Here is a 14,814-nt window from a genome sequence, read left to right on the forward strand (position 1 = left end):
CTGGGGCGCTGCCAGTAATAGCAGGTCGACCCGTCGGCCCGGCGCTTCGGGATCATGTATTTCGGGAGCGCGACCTTAGCCACCGATGCCCTCAAACTCGTCGTCGATATCGTTGGCGCCGTTGCCGAACAGATTGTGCGTCACCGCCCGCAGCTGATCCCTCAGGTACAGCTTCGCGCCATTGCGGCCGATCAACCGACCTGTGATTGATCCGGCGCGCTCCAGCCGGTCGAACATCTTCTCGGCGAGGTTCGTGTAAGCGAGCGCCTCCTCCCGGGTCAGGGCCTCGGGCCAGTCGGGAAGGCGATCGAGCGGGAGAGCGCGAGCGTTCATGGGCGTCTGCGTCCAAAGTTGAGTTCAAGATACAGGCCGAGCCAGCGCAGCTCGATTCCGAAGCCTTCGACCGTGCAAGTCGGGCAGTCGTCGTCGCCGCCGCCCCAGCGGTAGGTGGTGATGCGCGGGATCATGCGGCGGCCTCGGCATTTGCATCACCGGCTCCGAGCACGAAGGCCGCAAGCCGCTTGATACGGCTTTCGTCCGTGTAGCGGGCCTTCGCCAGCTGGCCGGGCGCATTGATGCCCCGGCTCTGATCGCTCTTGATGCCGAGCATCTCCAACAGCACGGGGTCGCTGCCGCCGTTCGTGTGCAGATAGTGGGCCGTCACCTGGTCGCGCTGGCCCGGCCGGCGAAGGCGTCCGATCACCTGATGGTGGACCTGTGGCGACCAGTCGAGCTCTCCGAACACGATATCACGGCAATGATGCTGCAGGCCGTCCAGGCCAGCACCTGAGCGCAGCGAGATCATCATCACGCGCGCGCTGCCCTTGGTGAATGCCTCGATGCTGCGGGCCTTGCCTGCGGCCGTTTCGCTGCCCGTGTAGAGCACAGGGTCGAACGTCGCGAGTTCGGTGCGCCAGATCTCGTAGACCTCCCGGTGCCAACCGGCGAGGAGTACACGGTCGCAATCGTTTAGCAGCAGTCTGACATAGGTGGCGACCGCGCGGGCCTTGGCAACGCCGGTCAGCTGCCGCATCATCAGATCAAGCTCACGGGCCGCCCGGCCCTTCTCCATGAAGTCGGTGCTGTGCAAGACCTTGAGCGCGAGCGTCCGCGCCAGCTCTTCCTCGGCATCGGCATCGGCATCGTTCCAAGGCACCTCGAAATCGATCACGTTCGGCGGTGGCATCGCCGCGTCGACGGCAGCGTCATCCTCGGTGCGACGGAGGAAGTGGCCGGTGTCGCGCAGATAGGAGCCGAGCGCGTCCGGATCCTTTACGACCTTCCAGTCGGTCGACTTGCACCATTCCAGAGCAAACTCGTGCCAGCCGCCCAGCAGATCCGGCTTCACAAAGCCCATGACGTGGAACATCTCGGAACCGTAGTTGTAGATCGGCGTCGCGGTCAGGCCGAGGCGGACTTCAGCGTGCGACGAGAGACGTTGGCACCCGACACCCTTGTTCGTGCCGAGGCCGCCGCGCAGCTCTTGGATTTCGTCGTAGACTGCGGTGCGAAACAGCCCTTGCGCGATCACGTCGCTCCAGCTGCCGACATTCGAGTAACGGAACACGTACACGTCCGCCTCGGGCAGGCTGTAAGGCTTCGTCGTCGTGATCTCGTGCACCCGGAGGGTCGTGAAGCGCTCGATCTGCGCCTTCCATTGGCCGGACAAATGCGGCTGCACGACGATCGCCGCCGGGAGCGGTGCGCCGCCGGTGAGCATCGCCGCAGCGGTGATCGTCTTGCCGAGGCCGACATCGTCGCCCAGCAGCAGGGCTCCGGTCTTGAGCGCGATGGCTGCGGCCTGGGCCTGATACCGGTACGGCGCGAAGCCCGGCCGGAAGCCCGTCAGCGGCCCCGGCGTCCAGTCCGGCAGCAGGATCCGGTCGCGCTCGGCCAGTCGCTTGGTCAACCGCGCGGTGCCTTCCGCCAACAGGTGTCGGTCGGCTCCCTCCAGCGGGTAGCGGACGAGGAACCACTCGAGGTCGGCCCGGACGTCATCCGTGTCGGACAGCGTGATCTCGACGGCCGACTGCGGCACGTTCGGGAACATGCGCTTGAACTTCACCGCGACGTGTGGCGCGAGCCGGGTGACGCACCATTTGGCGGGCGGGCCGGGCTCAAAGCGAAGCTCGCCATAGCTCATAGCGAGGCCCTCCCCAGCGAGATGAAGTAGACAGGCTTACCGCTGATCTCTGGCGGCAGGCCAAGCGCAGTGGCCGTGATGAGCACAAGGGCCTTGATTTGATCGTGCTCAGCGTAGCGCGCGAGCTGGCGGAAAATCGCGCGCTTCGGATATTTGACCTTCGCCTCGATCCCAATGCCCTCAGCAGTCAGGAAGTCGATCCGGTCGCGCTGCGATAGGCGGGCTTCGGCCTCGAACGATATGCCGAGACTGGTCAAGGCTGCGCCGATATCTGCTTGCAGCTGCGCTTCCGTGCCGACGCGCAGGCGGGCGGTGCGCAGCGGAATCAAGAGTTCTCGGAGGGCGCTCATGCGCGCCCTCCCGGCTGCGGGCCGGTCAGCATCAGCGGCGACGAAACCCCGGACTGGTATTCGAGCGCGATCGGCTCCTTCACGCGGTCGTAGAGGGTCTGGCCGTCCGCCATCACGACGTTCGCCAGGAACGCCTCTTCAACCGTCTCGACGTGCGCCGCGATGCTCTCGAACTTCGCCTTGATGACGAGCAGCAGCGCCCGGCCGCGCTGGCGACGCCATTGCTCTGCGACCCGTTCGGGATCTTGGCGCGGGCCGGTCATCTTCTTGACCTGCTCCGGCGTCGGGAAAGACACCCGGAACCGGATCATGCGGCCGGCGAGCGTGAATATCAGCGCGAAGTGGTCGCCCATGTCAGCCTGCACGATCTGGCTGCCGCCGGCCTTGCGGACGACGCCAACGATCTCGGCGATGCTGCTCTCGAACGGCACCTTGGTGGTTTCGGCGTAGCTCATGGCTCCACGTCCTCGGATGCTTTGCCTTTACGGCTGCGCTTCGTGCGCGCGGCGTGCTCGAGCTTGGCAGCGGCCAGGAGGAGCGGCCGCAGTTCGGGCGCGGCCTGATCGTACGGGACGACGCGGCGATAGCGGTTGCCGCCTGCAAGGCGCGGGATCATCGCGCGCGGCACAGCGATCCAGTTGGACGGATCGGTGTTGGTGCGGTTGCCGTCGAGGCACTTGAGACAGTGACCGGCCGGCACCGGCCCGTGCTGTTCTTCCCAGCGCAGCAGGTGGACGGCGCGCCACCGGGATTGCAGCGGCAGGCCGTCGTGGATCTTGCGCTCGACATAGCCCTCTTTGCTCAGGCGCTCGGTGCCGATGGGCTTGTAGAGCTTGACCGCCACGCCCTGGCGCGTCCCCGGCTTGAACTGGGTGCGCCGCGCATTGGGGTGACGCCCGCCCTTACCTTCGGGGCACTTCTGCCCCTTGTTGACCGGCACGGCACCCCGCGCGAACTGCCCGGTTCGCCCCGTCTTCCAGCCCTTGCGCTTGCGCAGGGCATGGAGGTGGCCGGCGGACACGTCTTCCCGACCGAACGCGGCCAGAAAGGCGGCGTGATACTCGCTGATCGGCAAAGTCCGGTTTGCCTCCAGCCACGCCAGCTCATCGGCGCTGTAGATGATCGGCCGCCTCTTCATTGCGGCTTGCTTTCGAGCATGGTGAGATGCCCCTTGAACCGGTCGCCATGGGTGGCGATCAGGTGCACAGCCTTCAGCTGCAGATCGACGCCCCGGGCGATCTGATCGGCGATCTTCACGATCGCGTCCGCGCGCTGGGCCTCCCGCTCGATCTTCTCGGCGTCCAAGTCCTCGTCGTTCAGCCGCTCCAAGGCCATAAAGAGATGGTCGTTGAGGTCGCGGAGCTTGTTCTTCATGGCTGCTGTGCCTCCTTGCGCCGGGCGGCGCGGATCCAGTTGCGGAGCGCCCCGTACAGTCCTGTTGTGCTGGTTGCCGAGATGCCTGCGATGGTGACGCGGCACCCGTCCCAGCGAACGCTGATCCGCGCGTCGAAGCGCTCGGCGAGTTGTTCGGCCAGCTCGGCCATCGCCGCCCGGTGACGCGCATGGAAGCCGCCCGGATCGTCGGCGTAGCTGCCGCATGATGCCTCGGCGGCCTGGAGCCGCTGCTCGACCTCATCGATGACGGTCGGCTTAGCCATGCGCTTGGCCCTCCGCAGCGTTCGCCAGTTCAAGCAGCACGGCAGCGTGGCACGGCTGATCGAGCGGGCACCAGCAGGCGAGGTTCTTGCCGCGCAGACTGGGCAGTTCGGAGAGAATAGTGTTCCGCCGCCGCTCGGCCTCTGGCCCCGACCAGTTCTCGCGCCAGTGCGGGCTGGTCAGCCACGCTCGGAACGCGCCGACGACGCGCGCGGCAAGCTCGGCATCCGTGCCGACAAAGCCTGCCGCGCGGCACCCCCTCACTGTGAACGGGTTCCCCCACTTCCCCGGACGCGCGACGCTGACCGTGTTCGGGGGCATGCGCCAGCCCTTGCGGCGCGACAGTTGGACCCGCTCAGGCATTGTCCCGGCCCTCCGCAGCGCGCGGCGTGGCGTCGTGGAGTTTGCCGTCGAGCAGGCGGCCAGCGCGGCGCTTGCCGATCTTGACCGAAAACCCTCCGCCGTTCGCCCAGGTGTGCCACAGCCCGGGTTGCTCGCCTCTTGTGCGGCTGTTCTGGTGCCCGTCGGCGTCCAGCTCGCCATAGGGGAACCATTCTCCCCACTGCTTGAAGAAAAACGGCACGTCCGCCGCCGCGCACTGGTCGCGCAGGGAGCGCGCCCAATCAGGGTGCATCGGGCGCGCGCCCTTGCCGCTCTCGCCGCCGACGACGACCCAGTCGAGCCTCTGAACCGGCGACCAACCCGCCCCGCAATGGTGCTTGCCGTGTAACGCATCAGTGCGGAGCAGAGGCCGATCAACACCGGCTATCAAGGCGGGCAAATGCCGCAAATCCACCGGCCCGAGCAGCGGCTCGGCGCTGATCCAGCGCACCGCCGCCGGGGTGGCGAGCAGATCGGGGATGCGCTCGTCGGCGCGCGCCTGATCCTCCACCGACACGCCCAGCCAGATGTTCGAGAGAGGCCAAGACAGTTGCGGCCACCTCTCGCGCGTGATGCCGTCCATTGCGTGCATAATGTGATGGCCCGGCGTGTCACCATGTCCGCCGCGAGCATTCAGATAATCCCGCATCCGAGCCGACCGCTTGGTGAGCACCTGGAAGGTGTGCTGGGGGCAGAGCGCCATGACGGCGAACACGCGGTCGATCCACTCATCCGGCACCGCCTCATGAAACAGATCGCCGTGCGCGCAGACGAAGATCATGCGCGGGCGCTTCCACCGCAGCGGCTGGTCCAGCCATTGCTCGTTGAGCCGCACCTCACCGGTCCAGACCGGCCCGGCCTTGCTCGGCTGGGTCAGCCCCGCGCGGCTCGGGTGGTCGGCCAGCCGCGTCCCGGCCAGCGCCATCGCATAGCAGTTGGTGCAGCCCGGCGAGGTGACCGAGCAGCCCGTGATCGGGTTCCAGGTCGCCTCGGTCCATTCGATGTGCGTGTGCTCAGCCATCTTACTGCGCCTCCAAGGACGCTGCGCCGGCCTCTAGCAGGTCGGCTGCTGCGATGATTTGTGCCGCCAGATCGCGCGCTGTGGCAGCGTGGATCAGCCCCTTCACGCCGCGCCCGTTGCAGACCACCGAGAGCGCGACGAACGGTTGCGGCAGCCGTCCATCCAGATCGGTGATCTCAAGGATGACGCTCGCCCGGTCATCCGACCGAAAGGCTGCGGTGGCGGGGGCGTCCCACGCCTTGCCGCGGGCAAGCACGCTGAATTCTACCTGCTCACCCATCGGCCCGGCCCTCCGCTTTGGCTTTGGCGAGGGCCGCGCGCGCGGCTTGTTCGGTGGCGTGCTCGGTGAAGGTGTGTCGCTGGTCAGCGTCCGGGTCGGATGTGACCCGGACGGCGCACCACAGATCCGGGCAAGGCCGCGCCGTCGAAATGCGAACGACATGATCGCCCGGATCGAGATCGTGCCATTCAATCGCCTCTTGAACGGAAAAGGCGCACATGTCCTCACAATCAAGGGCGTAGAACCACAACGGCGTATTGGCCTTGCGCAGTTCTTCGCGCAGCCGCGCGATTTCCGCGTTCAGCTCGGCAATCCGATTTTCGATATCAGCCATCGGCCCGGCCCTCCGCTTCATGCGCTTCGACGCGGGGCTTCAGGCCAAGCACATGGTCGGCGGCGGCGGACGCCGCTTCCCGCGCGGCTCGGGACAGGCCGAGCTTGTGATAGGCGTCGATCACGGCCTTGGCCTGGGCGATTGCATCGTCCAGCGCGTGGTGATGGGTGCCTTGGCTGCGGTCCGGCTTGACGCCGGCGAGGTCGTAGATCGTGCGGGTGCAGCGGGCGGCGTCATAGCGCCACGGCTCGCGCCAGCCGATCGCGCGATATGCGGCTTCCAGTAGCGGGAGATCGAAGCCGGGGCCGTGCGCCCAGATGAATTTGGGATCGAGAGTGCGCCACCAGCTGTCGAGGGCTGCGAGAGCCTCTTTGAGCGTCGGCTTGCCCGTCCTGCCGCCGCCAGCATTGCGCGACACGCCCTTGCCCAGCGCGGCATCGCGCGCTTCGGGTGATTGACGGTGCCACCATTGTTCGGTCTCAGGGTCGATCGTGAGGCCGTGATTCTGGCAGCTGCGCGGCGAAACCTGTGTGTAGAAGCTTTCGTACCAAGGGTCGCCGCTCTGAAAGACCGCGCCGTTAAAGGGGTCGAATGCGACCGCGCCGATGGACAGGATCACGCTGCCCGGCCTGGTGCCGAGCGTTTCGATATCGATCATCACATGTGTCATGCTCGCCCCCAGACTTTGCGGTTGGTGATCCGGCCATCGGCTGTGACCCAGCGCAGATCGCCTGCCGGGGCGATCACGAGCAGTTCGCCGAGCTGCGGGCTGCGCCGCAGGATCGGGCACGGCATGACGTAGGTCGGGTTCTTGATCATCGGCATCACGAACTCGCGCGAGCTGATCGGCTGGCGCACCAGCACATCCTCGACGGTCGCCGGATCCACGCCGCGTTCGCGCAGCGCGCGCAGCTGGCACTCGGTATAGCGCTGAGCCTCGCCGCGCACCGCGCGCCAGCTGTTGTGCTTCGACGGCACGACCGGCGGCAGGAAACGCGCTTCGGTGGGCAGGAGTCGTTCGTTCGGCGCGAGATCGGGCAGACCGGCCGCCATCACGCCATCTCCCCGCAGCCGCGGCCAATCAGCTCGCCGTTGGGGCCGGCGGTGAAATCGCGCCAGTGCACCCAGCCGCGCGGGCAGTGAAAACCCCATTCGCGCACCTTCGGCCCGGTCATGAACAGGCTCACCGCCCGACCGCCTTCCGGGATTTCCAGCCGATGGGAATCGGTCGCCGCGCGCGCCACGACGTCGCCGGCCTGGCGCTTGAAAACGCCCTCGGGGGTATGCTCGATATAGCTGCCGCTCAGCAGCAGCGAGATGTTGTTCCAAGGGTGATCGTGCAGCGCCCGATCGTCGTCACTGCGCAGGATTTCGTGCAGATAGACGTTGCAGCGCGCGTTGCGCGGGATCAGCCACCAGCGACGGAGATAGGGGTTGGCGGAAGGCCCGATCACGAAATCGGCCGGCCGCTGCGACATGTACGTCTCCGCCCATTCTCCGAGTTCGGCCGGGGTCGCATATCCGATCAGATCGGGCTGCATCAGGCCGCCTCCCCTTCCCCGCCGCGTCCTCGGAAAAGGGTGCCGGCACCGGGATCGCCAGTGCCGGCACGAGGTGCCGCGCGGAGAGAGAGACTTGCGCGGTGCGGGAGGAACCTTTGACGGAGGCGGGCGAGCAAGCCGGCCGGCTGGCGCGCGCGCATCCAGCGGTCGCGGGCGGCATCGTCCCGCGCGGCGAGCACGATGCGCGCGTGATCGGGCGGCAGATCGCTGATGCGCGGCGGGCTGTAATCGAGCGGGTGGCGGATAATCCGGTGGGTCACGGCATCACCATGAGTGTGAGGCAGATGAGGGCGAGCAGCGCCGGCCCCATGATCAGGGCGCCGACGATCTGGGCGAGCGAAAGCAGCGGCGGGGGCGCGCAGCGCGCGTCAAAGCCGGGGCGGCCCGGCAGGCGGGGAAAGCGGAAGGCGCGCATCACGCCGCCTCGACCAGCTTGCCGCCGCCATAGCTGCGATAGGCCGCCTCGGCCGCGCGCAGATTATTCTCGGCACCGCGGAGGCGGGCCTGCGCGCGCAGCAGTTCCTGCCGGGCCTGATCGACCGCCGCCTCGGCGTTGACGACAGCCGTCAGCAGCGTCTGAGGCCCCGGCCGGGTGGGCGCCCTGCCCCCGCCCCGCCACCGCGCGTCAAGCTCGGCATTGAGCAGCACCATCAGCACATCGAAATCGACACCGATGCGCGCGGCGCGCGTCTGGATGTCGCCCATCAGCGAGCGGATATGGTCGCGCACAGCCTGACCGGCCTGATCGCCCAGGCGGGCCAGCTCCGCCCGGCGCTCGCGGATCAGCGCGGCCAGCGGCAGGAAATCCCGAACGGCCTGGCGCACGTCCGGATCGTCGTCGACGGGTGAAACCATTGCAGCCTCCCGGCCCGTCTCTCGTGCCGGCCAGGAGGGCGCGGCAGGTCAGGGCCTGTCCGCGCTTACTTGCATATTACGCAATCTTGATCAATCCAAAACTTGCACAATGTGCAAACTGGCGACCGTTACGATGCCGTAAGCATCGCCATCACCGCCAGCAGAACGACCACCGCCGGCAGGAAAAGCACTGCCACCAACAGGCGACCGGTCTTGCCGTTTTCATCGTCGTCGACTGGGACAGCGCTCGCGGCTGGGCTGGCCGGCGTAGCCGGCGTTGCAGGCGGCGACGGGGTGGTTGCGCCCGGCTGCTCAACCGCAGTTCGCGGGGCGGGTTGCACCTGATGATCGATCGGCGGCCGGCGCGCCGCAAGCTCGCTGGCCGCAAACAGCAATGTTCCAGAGATCCCGATCGCCAGGCCCACATGGAGCACCATCATCTGGCGTTGAAGCAGGCCGCTGTTGAATACCTGCGATGACATACCCGTCAGATCGGCCGGGGTGTCCACTGTGGTTGTGAGGAAGAATGAGGCGATGCTGACGACGACACCGATCACGATCAGCACTGCACCGCCTTCACGCACCGCCCGTCACTCCTTGCGATAAGACCCGACCACCACAGCGACAATGCTGCATTCGACGATGTCGTCCTCAGGCTGATCCACCCGAATCGGAGACTGGAACGACGGGTTGCGCGAACGCGGGACCAACCATTCCACGCCCTGATCGTCTTGGAAATACTCCTTGACGGTCACTTCGCAGTCGCCGGCGGTGTTGACGCGCTGCACGATCACCCGCTTGCCGTTCACCACCTCGACGCCTGCGAGGATGCTCACGCAATCGAGGATGGTGCCCGGGGGGTAGACCTCGTTCATGCTCTCGCCGACGACGACGAGGCCAAATCTGCTCGCGACCGGCACGGTTATATCAGGCCTGCCGGTGTAGGGTTCCCAATCCGCCGGCTCGTACTCACACGCCTGTTTCCAAACACCTGCCGCGACCTCACCTTTGACGTAAAGGGTAGGCCCGACAGACTGAAACTGTCCATCCCCATCATTGAAGATGTCGGAGATACGGCACTGATATGCCGACGCAATCTGCGGCAGACGTTCGCTGGGGATGTTCGAGCGACCGCTTTCCCAGCGGCTGACCTGCGAGGTCGAGACCTGCAGCCGGTCAGCGATATCGTCCTGGGTGAGGCCCAGCGCTTCGCGAAGCTGTGGCAGCATTATGCGCATCCGCATGGGTTTGCATGACACGCAACCTCCGACCAGAGCGCCACATGCAAGTTCAGGCTTGATGCAACTTGCATAATATGCAATGTCGGGGGTGCTATGAAACTCCGGCAATGGCTCGACATCCCCGGCAACTCTGCATCCCGCCTCGCGGAGCAGCTTGGCGTCTCGCTGTCGACAATCACCCGTGCCGCCGAAGGCGTGACGATCCCCAGCCGCAAGCTGATGCCGCGTATCGTCGCGGCGACCGGCGGCGCGGTGACGGCCAACGACTTCTTCGGGCTCGACGATGATCATGACCGGGAGGCCGCATGAATAAGCCCGAAATCACGATCAACCATCGGCTTGCCGCAAGGCATCTGATCGGATCGAGCACAAGCAACCTGCCCGACTGGATTGAACACGCGCACTGGATCGCGCGCTTTCTGGCGGAAGCGGGGGACCGGGAGATCAAGCGGCCTGGGCGCACACGACCCACTCCCGAAGTCGAACTGCGGCAGCAAGTCGTGAAAACGGTTTTCGACGACATCGCGCTCAGCCGCGATGACCCCGGCCTGCTTGAGGCCGATTGCCGCGCCCTGCTCAACTGGCTGCTGATCGGCGCGCGCCCGGCGGACAATCCCCCGCAAGCGGGCAGCGTCGGCGCGCAGATCGGCACGGCTGACCCGATCGATACGGCCTTCGACCGGACGACGAACTACTGGCAGCGTTTCGCCATCGCGCGGCGCGCAGAACAGCGCCTGAGCCTGCTGAAGGACCTGCGCGAAACGGCGATTGCGATGGATATCGACGTGGATCGCTACACCCTCGACGCAATGATCGCGGATCAGCAGGCGGCGTATGACGCGGCCATCGCCGACAAGGACCGCTTTGCGGAACGGGAAGGCTGAGATGACCCGCTCTCCCCGTCCCCCGCGCCCTGTGCCGACCGCCGGCATGGACGTGCAGCGCGACATGATCGAAGTCGCGGTGTTCGCGTCCGGCGCGGGATTGCCCAGCACGCTTGTCGCGCATCGCGCTTTCGCGCTGCGCGGGGCGACGCGGGCGATTTCCAACTGGTTCAAGGACGTCATGTGATGCTGACGATTCACACCCCCCGCCAGCGCCCGGCCAATGACTGCGCCCGCTATTGCGACCGGTGCGGCGTCAGTGCCTGGCATCCCGAGGTGGCGCGCTGTGTCGCCGCCGCCTGCCCGGCGCGCGCGCCGCGCGAACACGACATCGAGGCCGCTGCATGAGCGCGGCCATCCGTTCCCCTCTCGCGCCGTCTTCCCCCCTTTGGCGGCCGGGCGCGCGGCGGCGCGGCGCGTTTCTGACGCGCTGTCGTCGCCGTGTCGGGGGGCTGTCTTTTCCATGCTGCCACAATCTGCCGAGGGACGTCTGAAATCATGACCCGCGACGATCCGATTGTCCGAAATCTCAAGGCCCGGCAGGAGGCGTTCCTCGTGGCTGCCGACAGCCGCGGCTATTCCATCGCGGTGCTGGCGAAGGCGACCGGCACGCCGGAGGACACGCTGCGCAGCTACAAGCCGCTGCCCAGCCGCGAAGCATCGGCCATGCCGCTCCAGGTTTTCATCAAGCTGGCGCGGATCCCGGGGCTGAGCGACCTCTGTTCGATGCTGATCGAGGACAGCGGCCACAGCCTGGCCGCCATCGAGCCGAAGGACACCGGCTGGGATGTCGTGGCGGCGGAGGCCGCCCAGCTGACCGCCGAAATCTGCACCGCGCGCGCGGACGGGCGCATCGACCATGTCGAGGACGCCAAGCTCCGCAGCCGGTCGCGCAAGCTGATCGCTGAAATGCAGAGCGCCATCACACACGGCTGACGAGGACAGGCCGACACGCCGGGGCCGCCCGGAGAGGGGATCACATGACTGCCGAAACCGCCCCGGAAGCCCCCGCTTCCGGGAACGCTCAAGCCTTGCCCGGCGCACCCGCCCCGGCCGGATCGCTGCAGCTGCGCCGCTATCGCGTCGCGCGCCGCGCGGGCGTTGCGACGGCGGAGGCAGAAGCGCTTGCCGGGCTGGTGCCGGGCGAGGGCGCGCTCGTCGACGCCGAGGATGCGCTGAACCCGCCGGCGCCGGAATGCTTCCAGCTGCCCGGCGAGACGATCGATAATGCGACCGCGATGCGGCGGGCGCTTGGGGGAAAGCGCTTCGGCGCGATCCTGGCCGACCCGCCATGGGCGTTTCGGACGTTCAGCGGCGAGAACATGACGCCGCACCGCTGCGCCGAGGATCATTACCGGACCCTCACGCTCGAGCAGCTCGCTGCGCTGCCCGTCGGCGAGTTTGCCGCGAAAGACTGTGCCCTGTTCATGTGGCTGGTCGGATCGCATCTGGCGGAAGGCATAGAGCTTGCCCGGGCGTGGGGCTTCGAGTTCAAGACCGACGCGTTCTATTGGCTCAAGCAGCGGATGATCGACGCGGATCAGGTGAACATGTTCACCGGGGACATCGCGGAGCCGCGCATCAGCTTCGGCTATTGGACGCGCAAGCAGGTCGAGCCGTGCTGGCTGTTCACGCGCGGCAACCCGCGCCGCCGCTCAGCCAGCGTCCGCCAGGCCATCATCGCACCGCGCCGGGAGCACAGCCGCAAGCCTGACGAGCAATATGCCCGGATCGAGGCGCTGGTCGGCGGCCCGTATCTCGAGCTGTTCGCCCGCACCGTCCGGCCGGGCTGGAATGTCTGGGGCAATGAGGTCGGCAAGTTCGAGGCCTCGGCATGACCAACACCACCACCCCGCCGGCGTCGCCACAGCAGCGCGCCATCGTCGGCGCGCTGGCCGCCGCCGGCGACTGGCTGCACGGCACCGATCTGACGATCTGGGCCGAGGTGGTGAGCGTCGGCTGCCTCAAGGCGCAGATCATGCAGCTGCGCGCGGCCGGCTATGCGATCGACAGCCGCAAGCCGCCCCGTGCCGGCTATTGTCTGGCGCCCGGCATCGCGGTGCCGGATGCGTGGCGGCCGACGACATCGCTGCTCGATTGCGCCCGGGCGCGGTTCGATCAGCTGGACCGGATCAGCCGGCAGCGCGCGCTCACCCAGCCCGAACAGCGGATGCTGCGGCGGACGATCCGGCTGATCGACGGAGCGGCCGGATGACGCCGCGCGGCCTTCCCCATCACATGACGGCGGCCGAATGCGCGCGGCTCAAGCGGCTGCGCGAGGTGCACACGCTCGACACCTGCGCGCTGCTGATGGGCAGATCGGTCGAGGCGCTGCGCCGCTGCATCGCCCGCGGCTTTGAGCCGTACCGCAGCCCCAAGCGGCGGCCACGGCCGTCGGACTTCGCGCTGCTGGCCGACACCATGTCGATCAGCGATCTCGCCCGGCACTATCGCACCGGGCAGGCCACGGTGTCCCGCTGGGCGGCCGAGGTCGCGCGCAAGCACAAGTCGCGGGGCACGCGGCGGGCATTCCCGCGCCCGGCCGATCTGGCCGAGCGGATCGCCGAGCTCGGCATCCAGAGCGCGGTCGCCCATTACGGGGTCAGCTACGACGTAGTGCAGCGCTGGCGCGAAGAGGCGGGCCTGCCCGTGCGCTACAAGCGCCGCACCCTCGAGCGCCGCGCGCGCAACGCCCCCGGCAAGATCGGCTGGGCCGACACCTATGCGGCCGAGCGCCGCGCCCAATCCAACACCGAGGAGACCCGACATGTCTGATACCGTGACCGCCGAACAGCTGCGCCTTTTCATCGAGCGCATCGAGCGCCTGGAGGACGAGAAGAAGGGCATCAGCGACGATATCCGCGACGTCTATGGCGAGGCCAAAGCCAATGGCTATGACGTCAAGACCATGCGGGCGATCGTGCGCCTGCGCCGGATGGAAAAGAACGCCCGGCAGGAGGCCGACGCGCTGCTTGAGACCTATCGCACCGCGCTGGGGCTCGACTGATGACGGCCGCCATTTTCTGTTCCGTCTTGTGCTGCGCGATCTGCGCGATCAGCTGCGCGCGCACCGCGGCTCACATCCGGCTCCTCAATGAGGAGCTTGCGTCAACGCTTGCCGACACCGACCGGCGACTGCGCGCGGGCGGCCGGGCCACTGCCGCCAAGCGCCGGGCGGCGGCCGAGCAGCGCCGTGCCGAACGGTTGGCGCAGCTGCGGCTTGAGGTGGAATCGGGGGCCGTCCGGTGAGGGTGCCGGCTTTTCTGGCGCGGCTCATGGCGTATCGGCCGCTGCGCGGTGCGCGGCCGGGGCCGGAGGACGCGATGTGCGTCGCCTTCGCGAACGAGCTGCGCGCCGCGACGCTCGACGGCCGGCTGCGGGCGGTGTGGTTGCACCCGGCGCAGGAACTGTGCTTCGGGCACCGCACCGGCGTCCGGGCGGCGATCTCGCGCGCCATGGGCATGCATGTCGGCGTGGGAGATTACGCATTCATGTGGGCTGACGGCGCGGGCGCGCTCGAGGCCAAGCATGGGCGCGGCGCGCTGACCGACGCGCAGGAGGATTTCCGCCTCTGGTGTGAGCATCGCGGCGTCCGGCACGCGGTGTTTCGCAGCGTCGACGAAGGGCTGGAGCGGCTAAGGGATTGGGGGGTGCTGGCGTGAGCACCCCCTGGACCATTTCAGGCCAGCTCCCTTGCCGCCTCGGCAACGAATGCCGAACGGGTCAGACCACGCTCGCGCGCCGCCTGATCAATCAGCTGAATCGTATTCTCGTCGAGGCTGAGATTGACCCGCTTTGTGCGACCAGAACTCACCAGCGCCGGCAGCATCACAGTGGTCAAGGCCTCCTCAAAATCGGGGCGAAGATCCTCCTGAGCGGCAAGTTCCTTGATGGAGCGCGCGCGCGGGAGCTGGCCGCCGGCATCGAGAAGAGCCGTCAGGTGAGCGGCGAGCACCTTGCGGGCCTCGGACACCGCGACGGAAAAGTCCTCGGTCTCAACATGAGCCGTGAAGCCCTCCACATCGGGTGCGACGAAGCCGAAGCCGCCGGGATCATCGAATACAAAAGTCAGATAATACATGGTCGTTCCCCGTTTATGGTTTCATG

The 14,814-nt window shown here is 67.3% G+C and carries 32 protein-coding genes; 11 read left to right on the forward strand and 21 right to left on the reverse strand.

The genetic code is table 11. The features are described from left to right. Positions 1–75: 75 nt before the first annotated feature. The 20 genes from OPU66_RS03770 to OPU66_RS03865 form a co-directional block, all read right to left on the reverse strand. Positions 76–333: a hypothetical protein gene (locus tag OPU66_RS03770; RefSeq protein WP_498552270.1), complete on the reverse strand. Its 258-nt coding sequence runs from the start codon at positions 331–333 to the stop codon at positions 76–78. Then, positions 330–467, reverse strand: coding sequence for a hypothetical protein (locus tag OPU66_RS03775; RefSeq protein ID WP_498552271.1), 138 nt, complete (start codon positions 465–467; stop codon positions 330–332). The genes OPU66_RS03770 and OPU66_RS03775 overlap by 4 nt, the downstream gene beginning before the upstream one ends. Continuing rightward, the gene (locus OPU66_RS03780; RefSeq protein ID WP_498552272.1) at positions 464–2,143 is read right to left on the reverse strand and encodes an SNF2-related protein; all 1,680 of its coding nucleotides are present in this window, start codon (positions 2,141–2,143) and stop codon (positions 464–466) included. Before OPU66_RS03780 ends, OPU66_RS03775 begins: the two co-directional genes overlap by 4 nt. Further along, positions 2,140–2,493 (reverse strand): hypothetical protein, encoded by a 354-nt coding sequence (locus tag OPU66_RS03785; protein ID WP_498552273.1) that lies wholly within the window; start codon positions 2,491–2,493, stop codon positions 2,140–2,142. Before OPU66_RS03785 ends, OPU66_RS03780 begins: the two co-directional genes overlap by 4 nt. Further along, positions 2,490–2,948 (reverse strand): hypothetical protein, encoded by a 459-nt coding sequence (locus OPU66_RS03790; RefSeq protein ID WP_498552274.1) that lies wholly within the window; start codon positions 2,946–2,948, stop codon positions 2,490–2,492. Before OPU66_RS03790 ends, OPU66_RS03785 begins: the two co-directional genes overlap by 4 nt. Further along, positions 2,945–3,631 carry an HNH endonuclease gene (locus OPU66_RS03795; RefSeq protein ID WP_498552275.1) on the reverse strand — a complete coding sequence of 229 codons (687 nt, stop codon included), beginning with the start codon at positions 3,629–3,631 and terminating at the stop codon, positions 2,945–2,947. Before OPU66_RS03795 ends, OPU66_RS03790 begins: the two co-directional genes overlap by 4 nt. Beyond that, positions 3,628–3,867, reverse strand: a complete 240-nt coding sequence (locus OPU66_RS03800; RefSeq protein ID WP_498552276.1) for a hypothetical protein — start codon at positions 3,865–3,867, stop codon at positions 3,628–3,630. Before OPU66_RS03800 ends, OPU66_RS03795 begins: the two co-directional genes overlap by 4 nt. After that, entirely contained in the window at positions 3,864–4,151 is a 288-nt protein-coding gene (locus OPU66_RS03805; RefSeq protein ID WP_498552277.1) for a hypothetical protein, read from the reverse strand. Before OPU66_RS03805 ends, OPU66_RS03800 begins: the two co-directional genes overlap by 4 nt. Further along, the gene (locus OPU66_RS03810; RefSeq protein WP_498552278.1) at positions 4,144–4,512 is read right to left on the reverse strand and encodes a DUF4326 domain-containing protein; all 369 of its coding nucleotides are present in this window, start codon (positions 4,510–4,512) and stop codon (positions 4,144–4,146) included. The genes OPU66_RS03805 and OPU66_RS03810 overlap by 8 nt, the downstream gene beginning before the upstream one ends. Further along, positions 4,505–5,551, reverse strand: a complete 1,047-nt coding sequence (locus OPU66_RS03815; protein ID WP_498552279.1) for a DUF5131 family protein — start codon at positions 5,549–5,551, stop codon at positions 4,505–4,507. The genes OPU66_RS03810 and OPU66_RS03815 overlap by 8 nt, the downstream gene beginning before the upstream one ends. A 1-nt stretch (position 5,552) precedes the next feature. Then, on the reverse strand, positions 5,553–5,831 hold the full coding sequence (locus OPU66_RS03820; protein WP_498552280.1) for a hypothetical protein: 279 nt from the start codon (positions 5,829–5,831) through the stop codon (positions 5,553–5,555). Further along, complete coding sequence (locus tag OPU66_RS03825; protein WP_498552281.1) at positions 5,824–6,165, reverse strand: hypothetical protein; 342 nt, start codon at positions 6,163–6,165, stop codon at positions 5,824–5,826. Before OPU66_RS03825 ends, OPU66_RS03820 begins: the two co-directional genes overlap by 8 nt. Further along, positions 6,158–6,835: a 3'-5' exonuclease gene (locus tag OPU66_RS03830; RefSeq protein ID WP_498552282.1), complete on the reverse strand. Its 678-nt coding sequence runs from the start codon at positions 6,833–6,835 to the stop codon at positions 6,158–6,160. The genes OPU66_RS03825 and OPU66_RS03830 overlap by 8 nt, the downstream gene beginning before the upstream one ends. Then, a complete protein-coding gene (locus OPU66_RS03835; protein WP_498552283.1) occupies positions 6,832–7,218 on the reverse strand; it encodes a hypothetical protein in 387 nt (128 codons plus the stop codon). Before OPU66_RS03835 ends, OPU66_RS03830 begins: the two co-directional genes overlap by 4 nt. Beyond that, a complete protein-coding gene (locus OPU66_RS03840) occupies positions 7,218–7,706 on the reverse strand; it encodes a hypothetical protein (RefSeq protein WP_498552284.1) in 489 nt (162 codons plus the stop codon). The genes OPU66_RS03835 and OPU66_RS03840 overlap by 1 nt, the downstream gene beginning before the upstream one ends. Then, positions 7,706–7,987: a hypothetical protein gene (locus OPU66_RS03845; RefSeq protein ID WP_498552285.1), complete on the reverse strand. Its 282-nt coding sequence runs from the start codon at positions 7,985–7,987 to the stop codon at positions 7,706–7,708. Before OPU66_RS03845 ends, OPU66_RS03840 begins: the two co-directional genes overlap by 1 nt. Further along, positions 7,984–8,142 (reverse strand): hypothetical protein, encoded by a 159-nt coding sequence (locus tag OPU66_RS03850; protein ID WP_498552286.1) that lies wholly within the window; start codon positions 8,140–8,142, stop codon positions 7,984–7,986. Before OPU66_RS03850 ends, OPU66_RS03845 begins: the two co-directional genes overlap by 4 nt. Beyond that, complete coding sequence (locus tag OPU66_RS03855; protein WP_498552287.1) at positions 8,142–8,582, reverse strand: hypothetical protein; 441 nt, start codon at positions 8,580–8,582, stop codon at positions 8,142–8,144. The genes OPU66_RS03850 and OPU66_RS03855 overlap by 1 nt, the downstream gene beginning before the upstream one ends. Before the next feature lie 128 nt (positions 8,583–8,710). Continuing rightward, positions 8,711–9,148 (reverse strand): hypothetical protein, encoded by a 438-nt coding sequence (locus OPU66_RS03860; protein WP_498552288.1) that lies wholly within the window; start codon positions 9,146–9,148, stop codon positions 8,711–8,713. A 24-nt stretch (positions 9,149–9,172) separates the two neighbouring features. Then, entirely contained in the window at positions 9,173–9,811 is a 639-nt protein-coding gene (locus OPU66_RS03865; RefSeq protein WP_498552289.1) for a helix-turn-helix domain-containing protein, read from the reverse strand. Between the two features lie 105 nt (positions 9,812–9,916). Here OPU66_RS03865 and OPU66_RS03870 point away from each other — a divergent pair, with 105 nt between their 5' ends. From OPU66_RS03870 to OPU66_RS03920, 11 genes are all read left to right on the forward strand, one after another. After that, positions 9,917–10,132: a hypothetical protein gene (locus OPU66_RS03870; RefSeq protein WP_498552290.1), complete on the forward strand. Its 216-nt coding sequence runs from the start codon at positions 9,917–9,919 to the stop codon at positions 10,130–10,132. After that, complete coding sequence (locus tag OPU66_RS03875) at positions 10,129–10,707, forward strand: hypothetical protein (protein ID WP_498552291.1); 579 nt, start codon at positions 10,129–10,131, stop codon at positions 10,705–10,707. The genes OPU66_RS03870 and OPU66_RS03875 overlap by 4 nt, the downstream gene beginning before the upstream one ends. Position 10,708: 1 nt before the next feature. Further along, complete coding sequence (locus OPU66_RS03880; protein ID WP_498552292.1) at positions 10,709–10,894, forward strand: hypothetical protein; 186 nt, start codon at positions 10,709–10,711, stop codon at positions 10,892–10,894. Continuing rightward, positions 10,894–11,055, forward strand: a complete 162-nt coding sequence (locus tag OPU66_RS03885) for a hypothetical protein (RefSeq protein ID WP_498552293.1) — start codon at positions 10,894–10,896, stop codon at positions 11,053–11,055. Before OPU66_RS03880 ends, OPU66_RS03885 begins: the two co-directional genes overlap by 1 nt. A 150-nt stretch (positions 11,056–11,205) precedes the next feature. Beyond that, the gene (locus OPU66_RS03890) at positions 11,206–11,643 is read left to right on the forward strand and encodes a hypothetical protein (RefSeq protein WP_498552294.1); all 438 of its coding nucleotides are present in this window, start codon (positions 11,206–11,208) and stop codon (positions 11,641–11,643) included. A gap of 200 nt (positions 11,644–11,843) precedes the next feature. Next, positions 11,844–12,545, forward strand: coding sequence for an MT-A70 family methyltransferase (locus OPU66_RS03895; RefSeq protein ID WP_498552295.1), 702 nt, complete (start codon positions 11,844–11,846; stop codon positions 12,543–12,545). Next, entirely contained in the window at positions 12,542–12,922 is a 381-nt protein-coding gene (locus OPU66_RS03900) for a hypothetical protein (protein ID WP_498552296.1), read from the forward strand. The genes OPU66_RS03895 and OPU66_RS03900 overlap by 4 nt, the downstream gene beginning before the upstream one ends. Next, positions 12,919–13,482: a hypothetical protein gene (locus OPU66_RS03905; protein ID WP_498552297.1), complete on the forward strand. Its 564-nt coding sequence runs from the start codon at positions 12,919–12,921 to the stop codon at positions 13,480–13,482. The genes OPU66_RS03900 and OPU66_RS03905 overlap by 4 nt, the downstream gene beginning before the upstream one ends. Beyond that, positions 13,475–13,714 (forward strand): DUF2312 domain-containing protein, encoded by a 240-nt coding sequence (locus OPU66_RS03910; protein WP_498552298.1) that lies wholly within the window; start codon positions 13,475–13,477, stop codon positions 13,712–13,714. Before OPU66_RS03905 ends, OPU66_RS03910 begins: the two co-directional genes overlap by 8 nt. Continuing rightward, positions 13,714–13,956, forward strand: coding sequence for a hypothetical protein (locus OPU66_RS03915; RefSeq protein ID WP_498552299.1), 243 nt, complete (start codon positions 13,714–13,716; stop codon positions 13,954–13,956). The genes OPU66_RS03910 and OPU66_RS03915 overlap by 1 nt, the downstream gene beginning before the upstream one ends. Positions 13,957–13,982: 26 nt before the next feature. Continuing rightward, the gene (locus OPU66_RS03920; protein ID WP_498552300.1) at positions 13,983–14,369 is read left to right on the forward strand and encodes a hypothetical protein; all 387 of its coding nucleotides are present in this window, start codon (positions 13,983–13,985) and stop codon (positions 14,367–14,369) included. A 17-nt stretch (positions 14,370–14,386) separates the two neighbouring features. Here OPU66_RS03920 and OPU66_RS03925 read toward each other — a convergent pair whose 3' ends face one another. Next, positions 14,387–14,788 carry a type II toxin-antitoxin system HicB family antitoxin gene (locus OPU66_RS03925; RefSeq protein ID WP_498552301.1) on the reverse strand — a complete coding sequence of 134 codons (402 nt, stop codon included), beginning with the start codon at positions 14,786–14,788 and terminating at the stop codon, positions 14,387–14,389. Positions 14,789–14,814 lie beyond the last annotated feature (26 nt).

The organism is Sphingomonas sp. URJC2, assembly GCF_059803575.1.